We start from the raw sequence: 15120 nt of genomic DNA on the forward strand, positions 1-15120 counted from the left end.
AGACACGGTAGCGGGCGCCGGCCTAGCGCTTGTAGTTAGGCGCCTCCACGACGATCTGCACGTCGTGCGGGTGCGACTCCTTCAGCCCGGCAGCCGTGATACGGACGAACTTGCCCTTCGCCTTGAGTTCATCGATCGTGCGCGCTCCGACGTAGAACATCGACTGACGCAGGCCGCCCACCAGCTGATACGCGACGGCCGAGACGGGGCCGCGATAGGCGACCTGCCCCTCGATGCCCTCGGGGATCAGCTTGTCGTCGCTGGGCACATCCGCCTGGAAATACCGGTCCTTCGAGTAGGACGTCTGCTTGCCACGGGTCTGCATGGCTCCGAGCGAACCCATGCCGCGGTACAGCTTGAACTGCTTGCCGCCCTGGAAGACGATCTCGCCGGGCGATTCGTCGGTGCCGGCAAGGAGCGACCCGAGCATGACGGTGTCGGCGCCGGCGACGAGCGCCTTCGCGATGTCGCCGGAATACTGCAGGCCGCCGTCGGCGATCACGGGGATGCCCGCCTCGCGCGCGGCGAGGTAAGCCTCGTAGATGGCGGTGACCTGCGGCACACCGACGCCGGCGACGATACGTGTCGTGCAGATCGAACCCGGTCCGACGCCGACCTTGACAGCATCCACTCCCGCGTCGATGAGCGCCTGCGCGCCCTCCCGGGTCGCGACGTTGCCGCCGATGACGTCGATGTGCTCGAAGGACGCATCCGCCTTGAGTCGCTTGACGATGTCGATGACGCCCTGCGACTGCCCGTTGGCGGTGTCGACGACGATCACATCGACGCCCGCATCACGAAGAGCCTCGGCTCGCTCCCAGGCGTCGCCGAAGAAGCCGATCGCCGCGCCCACGCGCAGGCGCCCGTGCTCGTCCTTCGTGGCGAGAGGGTACTTCTCGCTCTTGTCGAAGTCCTTGACCGTGATGAGGCCCGCGAGCCGGCCGTCATCGTCGATCAGCGGCAGCTTCTCGACGCGGTGCTTGGCGAAGAGCGCGATCACGTCGTTGGCTCCGATGCCGACCGGCGCGGTCACGAGGCCATCGCTGGTCATGACGTCTCTGACCAGGGTGGTCGACCGCTCGAAGGCCGAGACGAAGCGCATGTCGCGGTTGGTGACGATGCCCGCGAGGCGACCGTCGGCGTCGACCACGGGCAGCCCCGAGATGCGGAACTGGGCGCACAGCGCTTCGACCTCGTCGATCGTGGCATCGGGTGTGGTCGTGATCGGATCGGTGATCATGCCCGACTCGCTGCGCTTCACACGGTCGACCTGCGACGCCTGGTCTTCGATCGACAGATTGCGGTGCAGGATGCCGAGTCCGCCCTCGCGCGCGATCGCGATCGCCAGCCGGGCTTCGGTCACGGTGTCCATCGCGCTGGACAGGAGCGGCGTCGCGACCGTGATCCGGCGGCTCACGCGCGACGAGGTGTCGGCCTCGCTCGGGATGACATCCGTGTGGCCGGGAAGGAGCAGCACGTCGTCATACGTGAGTCCGACGAATCCGAAAGGGTCGTGCTGATCCATGCGTTCTCCAATACGGCCACACCGGAGGTGTCAGACGGGCGAAGTCGCGGAGATTTCCCGCGTAGCGATTCTAACGGCCGAGGCTTGGAGGTATTCCCGACAGAGTCCTGATATCGGGTCCGGAGTAGGTATGATTCCCCCACCTCCTCCTGAGGGCGGCGCCATCGATGCTGATGAACGGTGCCCAATGAGCGGAGGGTCGAAACACCCCTGACACATGCGAGTCCTAGTGTTCTTCGACAAGCACGCGTGCCGTCCTGCACTCATGCTTTCTCTGATACCCGTGGAGGACGATGACCGTGCAACTTGCGCACAGGTTGGTCTCATCGCGACGCCGAGCGGCCGGCATCGCCGCTCTGGTCGTCGCCATAGGCCTTCTGCTCACACTCCTCGTACCCGCGAGCCCCGCGCGCGCGGCCGAGGTGTGCACCGCCAACGCCACCACCGCCTGCATCCAGGGCACCATCCGCACGAGCGATGGCAAGCCTGCGAGCGGGGTGAAGCTGACGATCACCGGTCCCGCCGCCACGAACCCGTCCACGACGACGGACGACACCGGCAAATGGGTCTTCGCCGTGACGAAGGACGGCTCCTACGTCGTGAAGATCGATAAGGAGTCGCTTCCCGACGGGCAGTTCCTCGCGAGCGACGAGACCCGCACGGTCGCTGCGGCGCTCGGGTCCAACTCCTCCGCCATCTTCAACCTGAGCAACAGCGCCGACGGCGCCGCCGCCTCGTCCGGCGGATTCGACTGGCAGCGGTTCTGGCAGCAGTTCGCCCAGGGCATCCGGCTCGGCCTTCTGCTCGCCCTCGCAGCGCTGGGCCTGTCCCTGGTCTTCGGAACGACCGGCCTCAGCAACTTCGCCCAGGGCGAGATGGTGAGCCTCGGCGGCGTGCTGGCCTGGTTCTTCATGCCGATCTTCGGGGAGAACCTGTGGCTCGCGGGCCTGGCCGCGGTGGTGGTGATGGCCGGGTTCGGATGGGTTCAGGATGCCGGACTCTGGCGTCCGCTGCGAAAGAAGCGCCTCAGCCTGACGCAGATGATGATCGTCTCGATCGGCCTGTCGATCGCCCTCCAGTACGTCCTGCAGCTCTGGATCGGCGCAGGCACCGTCCGCATCGACCGGTCGACGCCGCAGACGGTGACCCTGCTCGGGATCACCCTCACGGTCCAGTCGTACATCGCGATGGCGATCGCGATCGTCGCGATCGCGGCAGTGGGACTCGGCCTCCTCTTCACTCGCTTCGGGCGGGCGACCCGTGCGGTGTCGGACAACCCGGCGCTCGCATCGGCGTCGGGGATCGACGTGGATCGGGTCATCCGCGGAGTCTGGACGATCGGTGCGGGCCTTGCGGGCCTCTCGGGCGTGCTGCTGGGACTGGTCCTCAACGGCGTCGGATGGGAGACGGGTGGCCAGCTGCTGCTGCTCCTGTTCGCGGCCGTCACCCTCGGTGGCCTCGGTACGGCGTTCGGCGCCTTCGCCGGCGCCATGATCATCGGCCTCATCGTCGAGCTGACCAACATCTGGCTGCCCGGCGATCTCAAGTACGCGACGGCGCTTGCGCTGCTCATTCTCATCCTGCTGGTCAGACCACAGGGCATCTTCGGCCGCCGCGAGCGAGTCGGCTAAGGAGGAACAGAGATGGACTTCTGGGGTTCCCTTTTCATGCAGCTGTCCGAGACGGCGATCGCGCCGGTCACGGCGGCATACGTCATCGCCGCGATCGGCCTGAACATCCACTTCGGATTCACCGGGCTGATGAACATGGGCCAGGCCGGCTTCATGCTCCTCGGCGCATACGGCTTCGCCCTCACCGTCATCGCCGGTGGCGGGTTCTGGCTCGCCCTCCTGGTCTCGATCGTGGCGTGCGTGGCCTTCGCCTTCATCCTCGGTGTGCCCACACTGCGCCTGCGGGGCGACTACCTGGCGATCGTGACGATCTGCGCGGCCGAGATCGTGCGAATGGTCGGGCGGCTCGCGGCGCTGGCGAACGTGACGGGCGGATCGACGGGCCTGGTCGGACCGACCTACCGCGGTCCGTTCACCGACCTGTCGCCGCTGCCCCCGGGCAACACGCAGATCCTGTGGTTCAACTACCCGAACACCGACCCGGGCAGCGGCAACGACTGGTGGACGCGGCTCGTCGCATGGGGCCTGGTCGCGGTGTTCCTGCTCTTCACGTTCCTCGCGATGCGCAGCCCCTGGGGGCGTGTCCTCAAGGGCATCCGCGAAGACGAGGATGCGGTGCGCAGCCTCGGCAAGAGCTCGTACTCCTACAAGATGCAGTCGCTCATCATCGGCGGCGTGCTCGGCGGCATCGGCGGCGTGCTCATCGTGCTTCCGGCCTCCGTCCAGCCGGACGGCTTTAGCCGCACGCTGACCTTCAACCTGTGGACCGTGATGCTCCTCGGCGGTGCCGCGACGATCTTCGGACCGCTCCTGGGCGCGATCATCTTCTTCGTGGTCCGCGTCGCGATCGTGCAGGTCGCGGGCGAATTCGTGCCCGCCTCCGTCCTGAACGCCCAGCAGACCCAGGCGATGTCGTGGGTTCTCATCGGCGTCGCCCTCATGCTCCTGGTGATCTTCCGACCACAGGGCATACTCGGAAACAAGAAGGAGCTGAGTTTCAATGCCTGACCTCGGCCCGATCACCACATCGATCCGCGCGCAGCTGTCGACCGTCCCCGAGACGCCCGGCTCGGCCAAGCCCGACCCGATCCTGGTCGTCGACAACATCACGCGCCACTTCGGCGGCATGACGGCCGTCGACGTGGACCACCTCGAGGTGCAGCGGGGCGCGATCACCGCGCTCATCGGGCCCAACGGGGCGGGGAAGACGACGTTCTTCAACCTCATCACCGGGTTCGACAAACCCTCGAGCGCCAAGCGCCTGTTCGGCGGTCCGCCCAGCGAAGACGCCGCGCGCTGGTCGTTCGACGGCCGCACGCTCGGCAACACCGCAGCATCCAAAGTCGCGCGTGCCGGAATGGTGCGCACGTTCCAGCTCACCAAGGCGCTGTCTCGCATGACGGTGATCGAGAACATGCTGATCGGAGCGAGCGGAAACCCGGGTGAGAACCTCGCGGTGGGCCTGATTCCCGCGCTGTGGTCGAAGGCCGAGAAGGCGAACACGCTGAAGGCCGAAGAGCTGCTGTCGCGATTCAAGCTCGACACGAAGCGGGACGACATGGCGGGGAGCCTGTCGGGCGGCCAGAAGAAGCTGCTCGAGATGGCCCGGGCGCTCATGAGCGACCCCCTGATGATCATGCTCGACGAGCCGATGGCCGGGGTGAACCCGGCACTCACGCAGAGCCTGCTCGAGCACATCAGGGCGCTCCGCGACGACGGAACCACCGTCTTGTTCGTCGAGCACGACATGCACATGGTCCGCCACATCTCGGACTGGGTCGTCGTGATGGCCCAGGGCGAGATCGTCGCCGAGGGCGCCCCCGAGCTCGTGATGAAGAACCCCGCCGTGATCGACGCCTACCTCGGCGCCTACCACGACACCGATCTGGGTGACGATGCCGCCCTGACCACCGGACTGATCGACAAGATCGAGCAGCAGGTCGAGGCCGAGGTCGAAGCCGAGGAGGAATCGCGATGACCGACGCGGCCACCACATCCACGACGCACACCGGCACGCCGGTGGTCAAGGCCGACAGCCTGATCGCCGGGTACATCCCGGGCGTCAACATCCTCAACGACTGCACCCTCGAAGCATTCCAGGGCGAGCTCGTGGGAATCATCGGCCCCAACGGCGCAGGAAAGTCGACCCTCCTGAAAGCCCTCTTCGGCCTGGTGACCGTGACCAGCGGCACCGTCACGCTCGCGGGCGAAGACATCACCAACCACAAGGCCAACAGCCTCGTGCGCGCGGGGATCGGCTTCGTGCCGCAGACCAACAACGTGTTCCCGTCGCTCACGATCGAAGAGAACATGCAGATGGGCATGTACCTCAAGCCCAAGGAGTTCACCAAGCGCGTCTCCGAGATCTGGGAGCTGTTCCCGGTCCTCGGCGAGCGGCGCAGTCAGCGCGCCGGTTCGCTCTCCGGCGGCGAGCGGCAGTCTGTGGCGATGGCGCGGGCGCTCATGATGAACCCCAAGGTGCTGCTGCTGGATGAACCGAGCGCCGGCCTCTCGCCCGTTCGACAGGACGAGACCTTCATCCGCACGCGTGAGATCAACAAGACCGGCGTGACGATCATCATGGTCGAGCAGAACGCGCGTCGCTGTCTCCAGATCTGCGACCGCGCGTACGTCCTCGACCAGGGCCGGAACGCGTACGAGGGCACGGGCCGCGACCTGGCCAAAGACCCGAAGGTCATCGAGCTGTACCTCGGCACCCTCGCCACCGACGTGGAGGACGCCGCGGGTCACTGACCCTGAACGGCGGAGGGGGCGGATGCTGTCGGCATCCGCCCCCTCCGTCGTCTCCGGGTTCCCCGCGCGGCGTACATCCGGGAGGACCGATGGTGCCGCTGTGCGGTCCTGAGGCCCCCTGAGCCCTTCCCCATCCCTCCCGTCCTCCCGGATGTGCGTCCCCGCCACGGAGCCCGGGCACGAAAGAGGGGCGGATGCCGAAGCACCCGCCCCTCCGTCGTTCAGATCAGTTACTCAGCGGAACCCTGAACCGACTTCTGGAAGACCGGCACGTTGTTCGCGTCGTACTTGTAGATGCCGATGTAGGCGCTGGACGGGTCGTTCTGGTCGTTGAACGGGCCGATGCCCGCCTTTCCGACGTACGAGATGTCCTTGCCTGCCTTGATCAGCGCAAGGCACGCGGCGAAGTCGGTGCACTTCTCGCCGTTCGTGTCGCCCGAGACCGCGGCGAGGTTCGCCTGGATCGTCGGACCGTCCGTGCCCTTGCCCTTCTCGGCGGCCAGCGCCGCCAGGACGATGGCGTCGTACGACTCGGGAGCGTACGAGAAGTCCTTCAGATCAGCGTTGGCGGACGTCTTGTAGAAGTCGATCAGCGCCTGGCGGAAGGTGGGGTCGGGCTGCGCACCGGGGATCGTGCCCTGCGAGTTCGTCAGGGTGCCGGCGGCGAAGTCCTTGCTGTAGTCAGCCGTGTTGCCGTCGACCATGTAGACCTTCGACATGTCCCAGCCCTGCGCCTGCAGCTCGGGAACGATCTGCTTGGTCTCGTCGAACGCGAGGATGACGATCGCGTCGGGCTTGGCTGCGATGGCGGCCGAGACCTCGGACGAGAACGTCTTCTGGCCGGGGGCGAACTCCTGGCCCTGCCCCTTGGCGCCGTAGACGACCTTGCCGCCCGCGTCCGTGATCGTCTTCTCCGCGACATCGCGCAGGCCGGTGCCGTACGCGTCGTTGAAGACGATGAACGCGACGTTCGAGACGCCGTCGCCGACGATCAGGTTGCCGAGAGCCGAACCCTGCACCGTGTCCGGCGGTGCGGTCCGGAAGTAGTAGCTGGAGTAGCCGCTGAGCGCGGTCGCCGTGTTGGCCGGCGAGATCTGCACCTTGCACTTGGAGGTGATCGTGTCGACGAAGTTCAGCGTGACGCTGGACGATTCGGCGCCGAGCACGACCTGCGCGTCAGAGCTGGCGATCTGGGCCGCCGAAGCGGTCGAGATCGACAGGTCGCTCGAAGCGCCCGAGTCGGTGATCGGTGCGACGACGATCGGCTGGCTGAGCACGCCGCCCGCGGCGTTGATGTCCTGCACGGCAAGGCCGTAGCCTGCCTCGGCGGGCGGGTTCAGGTACGCGAGCGAGCCGGTCTGCGGGAGGATCGTCGCGACCGTGAGGGGTCCGGTGCCGACCGTTCCGGGCTTGCACGCGGCGGCGGGATCGGCTTGTGCCGGGGCCGTCGAGCTTGCACTGCCGCTGCTGGTCGGAGTGCTCGAGCTCGAGCATCCTGCCAGCACGAGAGTTGCGGCGCCCACGAGGGCTGCCGCCGCCACGAGGGCTTTCTTGGGATGAACCATGTGGCTCTGTCCTTTCGGGTGAGTGCGCGGCGTGCAGGAACCACTTCCCCTCGTCCGCTTGCGCGCCAAGCTATCCCGCATGTGTCACAAACATGTTTCACTCGGGCAATCGTTCACGATCTGCGACGAAATCGTTATGAAGGAGGAATCTCGCAGACCGGGATGCTGCTGCCCGGCGCAGCACGGGGCGAGATCGTTCAGGTCAGTTCGGCGACGTCCGACGCATCGGTCCTTGTGCGCGGGCGGCGCGATGCCGACAGCGAGTCGACGGTCAGCAGCACGAGGGCGAGCCACACGAGCCCGAACCCGACCCAGCGTTCGGGCGACATCGGCTCACCGAGCAGCCACGCGCCGATGACGAACTGCATGATGGGCGTCACGAACTGCAGCAGTCCCATGACGGAGAGCGGCACGCGTCGCGCGCCCGAGGCGAACAGCAGCAGGGGCACCGCGGTGATGACTCCGGCGCCGAGAAGGAGCACGATGTGCCACGGACCCTCCGAGAACGCCGTGATCCCGCCGATCGAGGAGACCACGACCAGCGTCAGGACCGCGACGGGCATCAGCCACATGGTCTCGAGGGTCAGGCCGCTGACCGCGTCCACGGAGGGTCCGATGGTCTTCTTGACGAGTCCGTACGTGCCGAACGACAGGGCGAGGGCGATCGCGATCCACGGGAAGGTGCCGTAGCCGACCACGATCACCCCGACCGCGATCGCCGCGATCCCGATCGCGACCCATTGCAGGGTCCGCAGTCGCTCGCGGAGCAGGAGGACGCCAAGGAGCACGGTCACGATCGGGTTGACGAAGTACCCGAGGCTCGTCTCGATCACATGCCCCGACAGGGCCGCGAGCACGAAGACCTGCCAGTTGATGTAGATCAGGACCCCGGCGAGCGCGGTGAGTCCGAGCAGGCGCGGCTGGCGCATGATTCGCCCGAGGGCCACCCAGCCGCGGGTCACCGTCAGCAGCAGCGCGCAGAAGACGAGGGAGAGGAGCACGCGCCACGCGACGAGCTCGAACGGCCCGATCGGTGCGAGTGCGAGGAAGTAGAGGGGCAGGAAGCCCCAGAGAACGTATGCCAGGAGGGCGTAGGCGCCGCCGAGAGTCCTCTCCCGAGCGGGAGCGGTGTCGACGGTCACTCTTCCACACTAGGGCGGACCGACGGCTGCGAGCCCGTCCGGAGAGAGGCCGGACGTCGGGTCTCTGCCGAAGGTCGCTCGATTCCCGCCAGCGGGCGGCAGGCCGCCGAACGAAGAAGGACCCGGATGCCGCAGCATCCGGGTCCTTCTGTCTACGGGTTATCGCGGGTCAGCGCACAACCACGGCGAGCACGTCGCGAGCGGAGAGCACGAGGAACTCGTCGGCGCCGAACTTGACCTCGGTTCCGCCGTACTTGCTGTAGATCACACGGTCGCCGACCGCGACGTCGAGCGGAACGCGGTTGCCGTTGTCGTCGATGCGACCGGGGCCGACCGCCACGACCTCGCCCTCCTGGGGCTTCTCCTTGGCGGTGTCGGGGATGACCAGACCGCTGGAGGTGGTCTGCTCAGCCTCGACCTGACGGATGACGATGCGGTCCTCGAGCGGCTTGATGGAAACCTGAGTGGAAACCGTCACGGTCTACCTCTGCTTTCTTGAGATCTTGACACGAAGTCTGATTAGCACCCACTGCATGAGAGTGCTAACGCCAGTGTAGGCAAGTGCTGGCACTCGTGCAACGCGAGTGCCAATTCACTGTCATGTTCGGCTGTGGTGTTCGGCCGTCATTTCGGCTCCGCTCTCGCCCGGCGGCGGCCTCGTTCCCCCGGGCGCAACGCGCATAGGCTGGCGGGATGGACCTCGAAGAGTTCGCAGCGCTGCTGACCCCCGAGGGACTCCGACTGCTGGACGCCTTGCCCCCCGTGGAATCCGCCGCCGATGTCACACGGGCCGTCTCGCGGTTGCGCGCGGCCGGCCACCCGCCCGCCCTGGTCTCGGCCGTCGTGGGGCAGGCGCGGCTGCGCGTGCGTGCGCGCGTCAAGTTCGGCGAGTTCGCCGAGCGGATGCTGTTCACCCGCGCGGGGCTCGAACAGGCCACCCGCCTCTCGGTGGCGGCGCGCCACGCAGCGCGGTTCCGTGATGCCGGCATCACGACCGTCGCCGACCTGGGGTGCGGCATCGGCGGCGACGCGCTCGGCTTCGCCGGGCTCGGCCTGCGCGTCGAAGCGGTCGACGCCGACGAGGTCACTGCGGCGATCGCCGCGTACAACCTGGCTCCGTTCGGCGACGCGGTGACGGTGAAGCAGGGGCGTGCGGAGGAGGCCGAGGCGACCGCATCCGCCGCGTCACGCGGTATCTGGCTCGACCCGGCTCGGCGTACGGCCGGTCACTCCGAGACCACGCGGCTCCGCGCCGAGGACTACACGCCGTCGCTCGAGTGGGCATTCGCGCTCGCGGCGCGGGTGCCGACCGGGATCAAGCTCGGGCCGGGATTCGATCGCGGAGCGATTCCCGACGGCGTCGAGGCTCAGTGGGTGAGCGCCGACGGATCGACGATCGAACTCGTGCTGTGGTCGGGGGCGCTGGCCAGACCAGGGGTGGGTCGCGCGGCGCTCGTGACCCGTGGTGATCGCTCGTGGGAGCTGACGAGCGCAGCGGATGCCCTCGACGAGCCGGTGCGCGCGCTCGGCGCGTTCGTGCACGAGCCCGACGGCGCGGTCATCCGGGCTCGCCTGATCGGCGACGTCGCGCGGGCGCTGGGAGCCGGAATGCTCGCGCCGGGCATCGCCTACCTGACCGGCGATGAGGCCCTCACGAGCCCGTTCGTCTCATCGTTCCGGGTGCGCGAGGTGCTGCCCGCCGACACGAAGGCGCTCGGCGCCACGCTGCGGGAGCGCGGAATCGGCATCCTCGAGATCAAGAAGCGCGGAGTGGATATCGACCCCGCCGCGCTCCGCAAGACGCTCAAGCTGCGCGGTGACGCGTCGGCGACCCTCCTCCTCACGCGCGTCGGTGGCACGCGTACGGCGATCCTCGCCGACCGAATCGCGGCGTGACCGCGATACCCGCGGTGATCGAGCAGCGAGCTTGCGAGCGTATCGAGATCAGCCCGCCTGCAGCTGGATCGCGGCCCAGACCAGCCAGCCGGCGCTGTACAGCACCGAGACGCTCCCGAGCACGACCGCCCAGATCGCGACGGCGCGGCTCTCGACGGGGCGGCGGAGCGACACGATCCCTGCGATCACCCCCATGACGCCAACCGGAAAGCCCCAGCCGACGAAGAGAGACGTGATCAGGGCGACGATCGAGCAGGCCAGCGCCCAGCCGGCGATCCCACGGTAGAGGCGCGGTGGCTCGACAGTCTCCCATTCCTCCTGCTCGTCGGGGTCGACGTGCGCCTGCTCGGCCACTCCGACCGGGGCGGTGAAGAGCCGCGAGAAGCCGCCTCGGTGCTCACCGGGGAGCACCGAGGTCTGGGCGGCCGCTTCGACGTCGGCGCTCGGGCTGTCCAGCAGCGGAGGATCGAGGCGGGGCGCGGGGCTGAGATCCCGACGGAGGCGAGGCGGTGGGCCCGGCTCTGCGGCCGGCACGCCGTCGGGGTCGTTCATCGGCCCCCTCCCGCGTCGAGGTCTTCGGCCACCTGGATCTCGGTGACAGGCAGCGTCGAGTCCGCGCCGAACCCCAGCGTCGACGCCGGACGACCCGACCGGATGAGCTCGGCCGCGAGCCCCGCGATCATCGCCCCGTTGTCGGTGCACAGCGACAGCGGGGGGATCCGGAGGGCGACGCCCGCAGCATCCGCTCGCAGCGTCGCGACCTCGCGAAGACGCCGGTTGGCGATGACGCCCCCGCCGAGCAGCAGGCGCGGCACATCGAAGCGGGCGCACGCGTCGAGGGCCTTCGTGATGAGCACATCGACGACCGCCTCGCGGAAGCTCGCCGCGACGTCGGCGACCGGGACCTCGACCCCCGCGGCCTGCTGCTGCTCGGTGAATCTGGCGACGGCGGTCTTGAGCCCCGAGAACGAGAAGTCGTAGCGGTGCTTGTCCATGTCGGACGCGCGCGAAAGGCCTCGCGGGAACGGGATGGCCGTGGGGTCGCCGTCACGAGCCGCCCGATCGATCTCGGGACCTCCCGGGTAGGGAAGCCCCAGCAGACGCGCGACCTTGTCGAACGCCTCGCCTGCGGCGTCGTCCACGGTCTCGCCGAGCAGTTCGACGTCGGTCGTCAGGTCGCGGACCAGCAGCAGCGAGGTGTGCCCCCCGCTCACGAGCAGCGCGACGGTGGGGTACTCGATCGGGGGTGCGTCGGCGTCGAGGATGTCGGCGGCGATGTGCCCGACGAGGTGGTTGACCGCGTACAGCGGCCGGTCGAGCGAGACGGCGAGCGCTTTGGCCGCCCCGATGCCGACCATGAGGGCACCGGCGAGGCCGGGCCCGCTCGTCACCGCGACCGCATCGAGCTCGTCGAGCGAGACGGATGCCTCGGCGAGCGCCGCCGCGATCGCCGGCTGCAGCGCCTCGAGGTGGGCGCGGGCGGCGACCTCGGGCACGACTCCGCCGTAGCGGGCGTGCTCCTCCATGCTGCTGGCGATCGTGTTGCTCAAGAGCGTCCGGCCGCGGACGATCCCGATCCCGGTTTCATCGCAGCTCGTCTCGATGCCGAGCACGAGGGGTTCGTCGCGGTTCACGTGCACGCTCCCGCGTCGGACTTGGGCCGGTCACCGTCCGCCGGCGTCGAAGCGCCGGGAGATTCGGGCGCTTCCGCCCTCTCAGCGCCGGTGTCGTTCAGAGTGGTCTCGGCCGTGCGACCGGCCCGGGCGTGCACCCAGACGCGGACGTCGAGCTGCATGACGATCGCATCGACGTCATCGGGCTGGTAGTAGTGGGGCCGCCGCCCGATCTCGGCGAATCCCTCCGACGCATACAGCGCCTCGGCCACGGGATTGTCGGCGCGCACCTCGAGGAACACCTGCTTCACCGCGCGCTCTGCCGCCTCCGCGAGCAGCGCGGTCAGCAGGGCACGGCCTCGGCCGCGGCCCCTGGATGCCTCGGCGATCGCGATCGTCTGCACGTCGGCGTCGGACGACCCGCGCGGTGCACGGAGCCCGGCATACCCCACGACAGTTCCGGCCGACTCATCGACGACGTACCAGCCGTGCGGCGACGACAGCTCTTCGCGCATCATCGCGTCCGACCAGGCGTCGGTCGGGAACGAGGCCCGCTCGAGCGTCATGATCGCCCCGAGGTCGGCAGTCGTTGCCCTCCGGATGCTCACGGTGTGACCCGCTTCGGCCCCGCCGACACCGTCACGTCCGGCGAGCGCAGGTACAGGGCGTCGTCGGGTCCGATCGTGCGGCCGGCCCCGAGCGCACGGGATGCGGCGAGCCCCAGCATCGCCGCGGGAACCGCCGCGGCATCGTGGCGCCGGGCGCCGAGGGCCGCGAGCCGCTCGTCGAGAGCATCGCGGGCGATGAGCTCAGGGCCGGCAGAGCGGATCGGCAGCCCGTCGTCGTCGATGCCGTCGTAGACGGAGTACGCGAACTCGCGGCGTCGCGCATCGGTGACGACCGCGAAACGCGGGGTCTCAGCATCCGTCAGCGCGTCGGCGAGGAAGACCTCGAGGGCGATCGCGTCATGGCTCACGACCGGCACGACGGGCACCCCCCGGCCCTGGGCGAAGGTGCGGGCGGCGGCGATCCCGACCCGCAGGCCGGTGAACGGCCCGGGCCCCATGCCCGCGGCGACATGGGCGATGCCGGCCGCCGTGAGGGATGCTTCCGCCAGCGCCCGCACGAGCAATCCGCCGATCACCTCGGCATGGCCGAGCGGATTCGGGCTCGCGGCGACCGACAGGACGACTCCGTCGGACTCGACGATCGACACCGCGGTTCCGACCGACGTGTCGATGCTCAGGATCGCGGATGCCGGGCGCGCAGAGCCTGCGGGCGGGTTCGCGGATGCCGGGCTGAGACTCACCCTCCCAGGGTAGTCGCGCTCCACAGCGCTTCCTCGACCTCCCGCATCCCCGACGCGCAGGCGAACTCCCGCGAGCCAAACCGCTGTGCCGTCCGCGCCGAACAACAGACATGCCCACCTCGCGCCGCTCCCCCGCTCTCACCGACCATGAGCGTTCCCTCGGACTGCGGCGCGCGACGGTGCCGACCCGCGTCGGCCGGATCGTCGTCCGCGCCGGACGACGGACCCCCGACACCACGACCGCGACGATCCTCCTCCATGGCGCAGCGGGCTCGTGGACCACGTGGACGCCGTTGCTCGCCGCATCCGACCGCACGGGTTCGCCCCTGGGTGACGTGATCATCCCCGACCTGCCCGGGTGGGGCGAGAGCGGCGACCTGCCGTCGACCGCCTCGGTTCGCGACGTATCTGAGGCCATCATCGACGTGGCCCGCGCCCTCGGCTACACCTCGTGGCGCGTCGTCGGCCATTCCCTCGGCGGGTTCGTCGCGCTCGACCTCGCCGCTGCGGCGCCGGCCGCCACTCTGAGCGTCGCGCTCATCTCACCCAGCGGGGCCGGAGTGATCGACGCCGTGCGGCGCCCGGTGCGCGGCGGACTCCGTCTCGCACCCTTCGCCGGGATGCTGCTGACGATGCGACTCTTCGCACTCCTCGGCCGCCCGGGCCGGGCGGTGGTCCGTCTTCTCAACCGCGTCGGCGCTCTGCGCCACCTGTCAGCGCCGCTGTTCGCGCACCCGTCGACCGTCCACTCCTCGGTGATCGACGCCCTCGCCGCAGAGGTGCGTCCCTCCGCGTTCGCTCGCGCCGCAGCCCTCGCTGGCACCTACGACACGTCGACGTGGCGCCGGATCACCTGCCCGGTGGGAGCCGTCCGTGGCGTCGTCGACGTCTTCGCGGGAGCGGCGGATGCGGCGACTTTCGCCGCCTTCATTCCGGGCTTCCACGAGGTCGCCCTCGACGACGCGGGGCATTTCGCGCAGGTCGAACGCCCCGCGGCCGTTCTTGCCGTGATCTCCGCGCTGGCGGGCATGCGTCGGCAGGCGCCTGCTTCTGCGGCGGATGCAGCGTCTCTGCCGGCGCGCGATCTGATCTCCATGTGAACCCGCACCCCGTGTCCGCCAGCTGGCAGACACGCCCGCCCCACGAACTCTCACCGACATGACCGGCCCGTCGTGCGAGGGCGGCCCAGCCTACGGCCGCCGACTGAGCGTCACGACGCGCGGGACATCGGCGTCGAGCGCGGCCGCCGCCCGCGAGATGTCACCGCACGCGGTGTCGGCCCCCCGGCCACCGACCGGGCGCTCGAGCTTGATCTCCCACCACGTGTCGCGGAGGCCGTCGACCATCCCCCGACCCCATTCGACGATCACGACCGACGACTCGACGTCGATGTCGAGGTCGTCCAGTTCCAGCGCCGAGCCCAGGCGGTACGCGTCGACATGCACGAGCGGTGCGCCGCCCACGAGGGACGGGTGGGTGCGGGCGATCACGAAGGTCGGGCTCTGCACGGGTCCGCGCACGCCGAGCCCGTCTGCGATCCCGCGCGTGAGCGTGGTCTTGCCCGCCCCGAGCGGGCCGGTGAGCACGACGAGGTCGCCGGGTCGGAGCATCCGTCCGAGCTGCTCGCCCCAGGCTTCCATCTCGGCCGCCGTCGAGATCTCGCGGGTACCGGCGAGAGCGTCGAG

At 69.0% G+C, this 15120-nt stretch carries 15 protein-coding genes; 6 read left to right on the forward strand and 9 right to left on the reverse strand.

Annotation, left to right across the window (positions count from 1 at the left end; genetic code table 11):
* Nucleotides 1-22 precede the first annotated feature (22 nt).
* Nucleotides 23-1525: an IMP dehydrogenase gene (gene guaB, locus F6B43_RS09950; protein WP_150448788.1), complete on the reverse strand. Its 1503-nt coding sequence runs from the start codon at nt 1523-1525 to the stop codon at nt 23-25.
* Between the two features lie 293 nt (nt 1526-1818).
* Here guaB and F6B43_RS09955 point away from each other — a divergent pair, with 293 nt between their 5' ends.
* From F6B43_RS09955 to F6B43_RS09970, 4 genes are read left to right on the forward strand one after another with little or no spacing between them, the layout of a single operon-like run.
* The gene (locus F6B43_RS09955) at nt 1819-3156 is read left to right on the forward strand and encodes a branched-chain amino acid ABC transporter permease (protein ID WP_150448789.1); all 1338 of its coding nucleotides are present in this window, start codon (nt 1819-1821) and stop codon (nt 3154-3156) included.
* Nucleotides 3157-3168: 12 nt separating this feature from the next.
* Nucleotides 3169-4164: a branched-chain amino acid ABC transporter permease gene (locus F6B43_RS09960; RefSeq protein ID WP_150448790.1), complete on the forward strand. Its 996-nt coding sequence runs from the start codon at nt 3169-3171 to the stop codon at nt 4162-4164.
* Nucleotides 4157-5134, forward strand: a complete 978-nt coding sequence (locus tag F6B43_RS09965; protein ID WP_150448791.1) for an ABC transporter ATP-binding protein — start codon at nt 4157-4159, stop codon at nt 5132-5134. The genes F6B43_RS09960 and F6B43_RS09965 overlap by 8 nt, the downstream gene beginning before the upstream one ends.
* On the forward strand, nt 5131-5910 hold the full coding sequence (locus tag F6B43_RS09970; protein ID WP_150448792.1) for an ABC transporter ATP-binding protein: 780 nt from the start codon (nt 5131-5133) through the stop codon (nt 5908-5910). The genes F6B43_RS09965 and F6B43_RS09970 overlap by 4 nt, the downstream gene beginning before the upstream one ends.
* 230 nt (nt 5911-6140) lie before the next feature.
* Here the strand turns inward: F6B43_RS09970 and F6B43_RS09975 are convergent, their stop codons facing one another.
* The 3 genes from F6B43_RS09975 to groES all read right to left on the reverse strand — a co-directional run bounded on the left by F6B43_RS09975 (nt 6141) and on the right by groES (nt 9095).
* Nucleotides 6141-7475: an ABC transporter substrate-binding protein gene (locus tag F6B43_RS09975; protein ID WP_150448793.1), complete on the reverse strand. Its 1335-nt coding sequence runs from the start codon at nt 7473-7475 to the stop codon at nt 6141-6143.
* 197 nt (nt 7476-7672) lie between these two features.
* A complete protein-coding gene (rarD, locus tag F6B43_RS09980; RefSeq protein WP_150448794.1) occupies nt 7673-8617 on the reverse strand; it encodes an EamA family transporter RarD in 945 nt (314 codons plus the stop codon).
* Nucleotides 8618-8786: 169 nt separating this feature from the next.
* Nucleotides 8787-9095: a co-chaperone GroES gene (gene groES, locus F6B43_RS09985; protein ID WP_150448795.1), complete on the reverse strand. Its 309-nt coding sequence runs from the start codon at nt 9093-9095 to the stop codon at nt 8787-8789.
* Nucleotides 9096-9310: 215 nt separating this feature from the next.
* On the opposite strand from groES, the gene F6B43_RS09990 reads away from it, so the two are divergent.
* Nucleotides 9311-10513: a THUMP-like domain-containing protein gene (locus F6B43_RS09990; protein ID WP_150448796.1), complete on the forward strand. Its 1203-nt coding sequence runs from the start codon at nt 9311-9313 to the stop codon at nt 10511-10513.
* 48 nt (nt 10514-10561) lie between these two features.
* On the opposite strand, the gene F6B43_RS09995 is transcribed toward F6B43_RS09990, so the two are convergent.
* From F6B43_RS09995 to tsaB, 4 genes are read right to left on the reverse strand one after another with little or no spacing between them, the layout of a single operon-like run.
* Entirely contained in the window at nt 10562-11065 is a 504-nt protein-coding gene (locus tag F6B43_RS09995) for a hypothetical protein (protein ID WP_246159900.1), read from the reverse strand.
* Nucleotides 11062-12153, reverse strand: coding sequence for a tRNA (adenosine(37)-N6)-threonylcarbamoyltransferase complex transferase subunit TsaD (tsaD, locus tag F6B43_RS10000; RefSeq protein WP_425486831.1), 1092 nt, complete (start codon nt 12151-12153; stop codon nt 11062-11064). The genes F6B43_RS09995 and tsaD overlap by 4 nt, the downstream gene beginning before the upstream one ends.
* A complete protein-coding gene (gene rimI, locus F6B43_RS10005; RefSeq protein WP_150448798.1) occupies nt 12144-12734 on the reverse strand; it encodes a ribosomal protein S18-alanine N-acetyltransferase in 591 nt (196 codons plus the stop codon). The genes tsaD and rimI overlap by 10 nt, the downstream gene beginning before the upstream one ends.
* Nucleotides 12731-13435 carry a tRNA (adenosine(37)-N6)-threonylcarbamoyltransferase complex dimerization subunit type 1 TsaB gene (gene tsaB, locus F6B43_RS10010; protein WP_246159901.1) on the reverse strand — a complete coding sequence of 235 codons (705 nt, stop codon included), beginning with the start codon at nt 13433-13435 and terminating at the stop codon, nt 12731-12733. Before tsaB ends, rimI begins: the two co-directional genes overlap by 4 nt.
* A gap of 110 nt (nt 13436-13545) precedes the next feature.
* Between tsaB and F6B43_RS10015 the strand changes: the two genes are divergently transcribed.
* A complete protein-coding gene (locus F6B43_RS10015; protein ID WP_150448799.1) occupies nt 13546-14535 on the forward strand; it encodes an alpha/beta fold hydrolase in 990 nt (329 codons plus the stop codon).
* A 90-nt stretch (nt 14536-14625) separates the two neighbouring features.
* On the opposite strand, the gene tsaE is transcribed toward F6B43_RS10015, so the two are convergent.
* Entirely contained in the window at nt 14626-15075 is a 450-nt protein-coding gene (gene tsaE / locus F6B43_RS10020; RefSeq protein ID WP_246159961.1) for a tRNA (adenosine(37)-N6)-threonylcarbamoyltransferase complex ATPase subunit type 1 TsaE, read from the reverse strand.
* Between the last annotated feature and the right edge of the window lie 45 nt (nt 15076-15120).

The organism is Microbacterium rhizomatis, assembly GCF_008710745.1.
Taxonomy (GTDB): Bacteria; Actinomycetota; Actinomycetes; order Actinomycetales; family Microbacteriaceae; genus Microbacterium; species Microbacterium rhizomatis.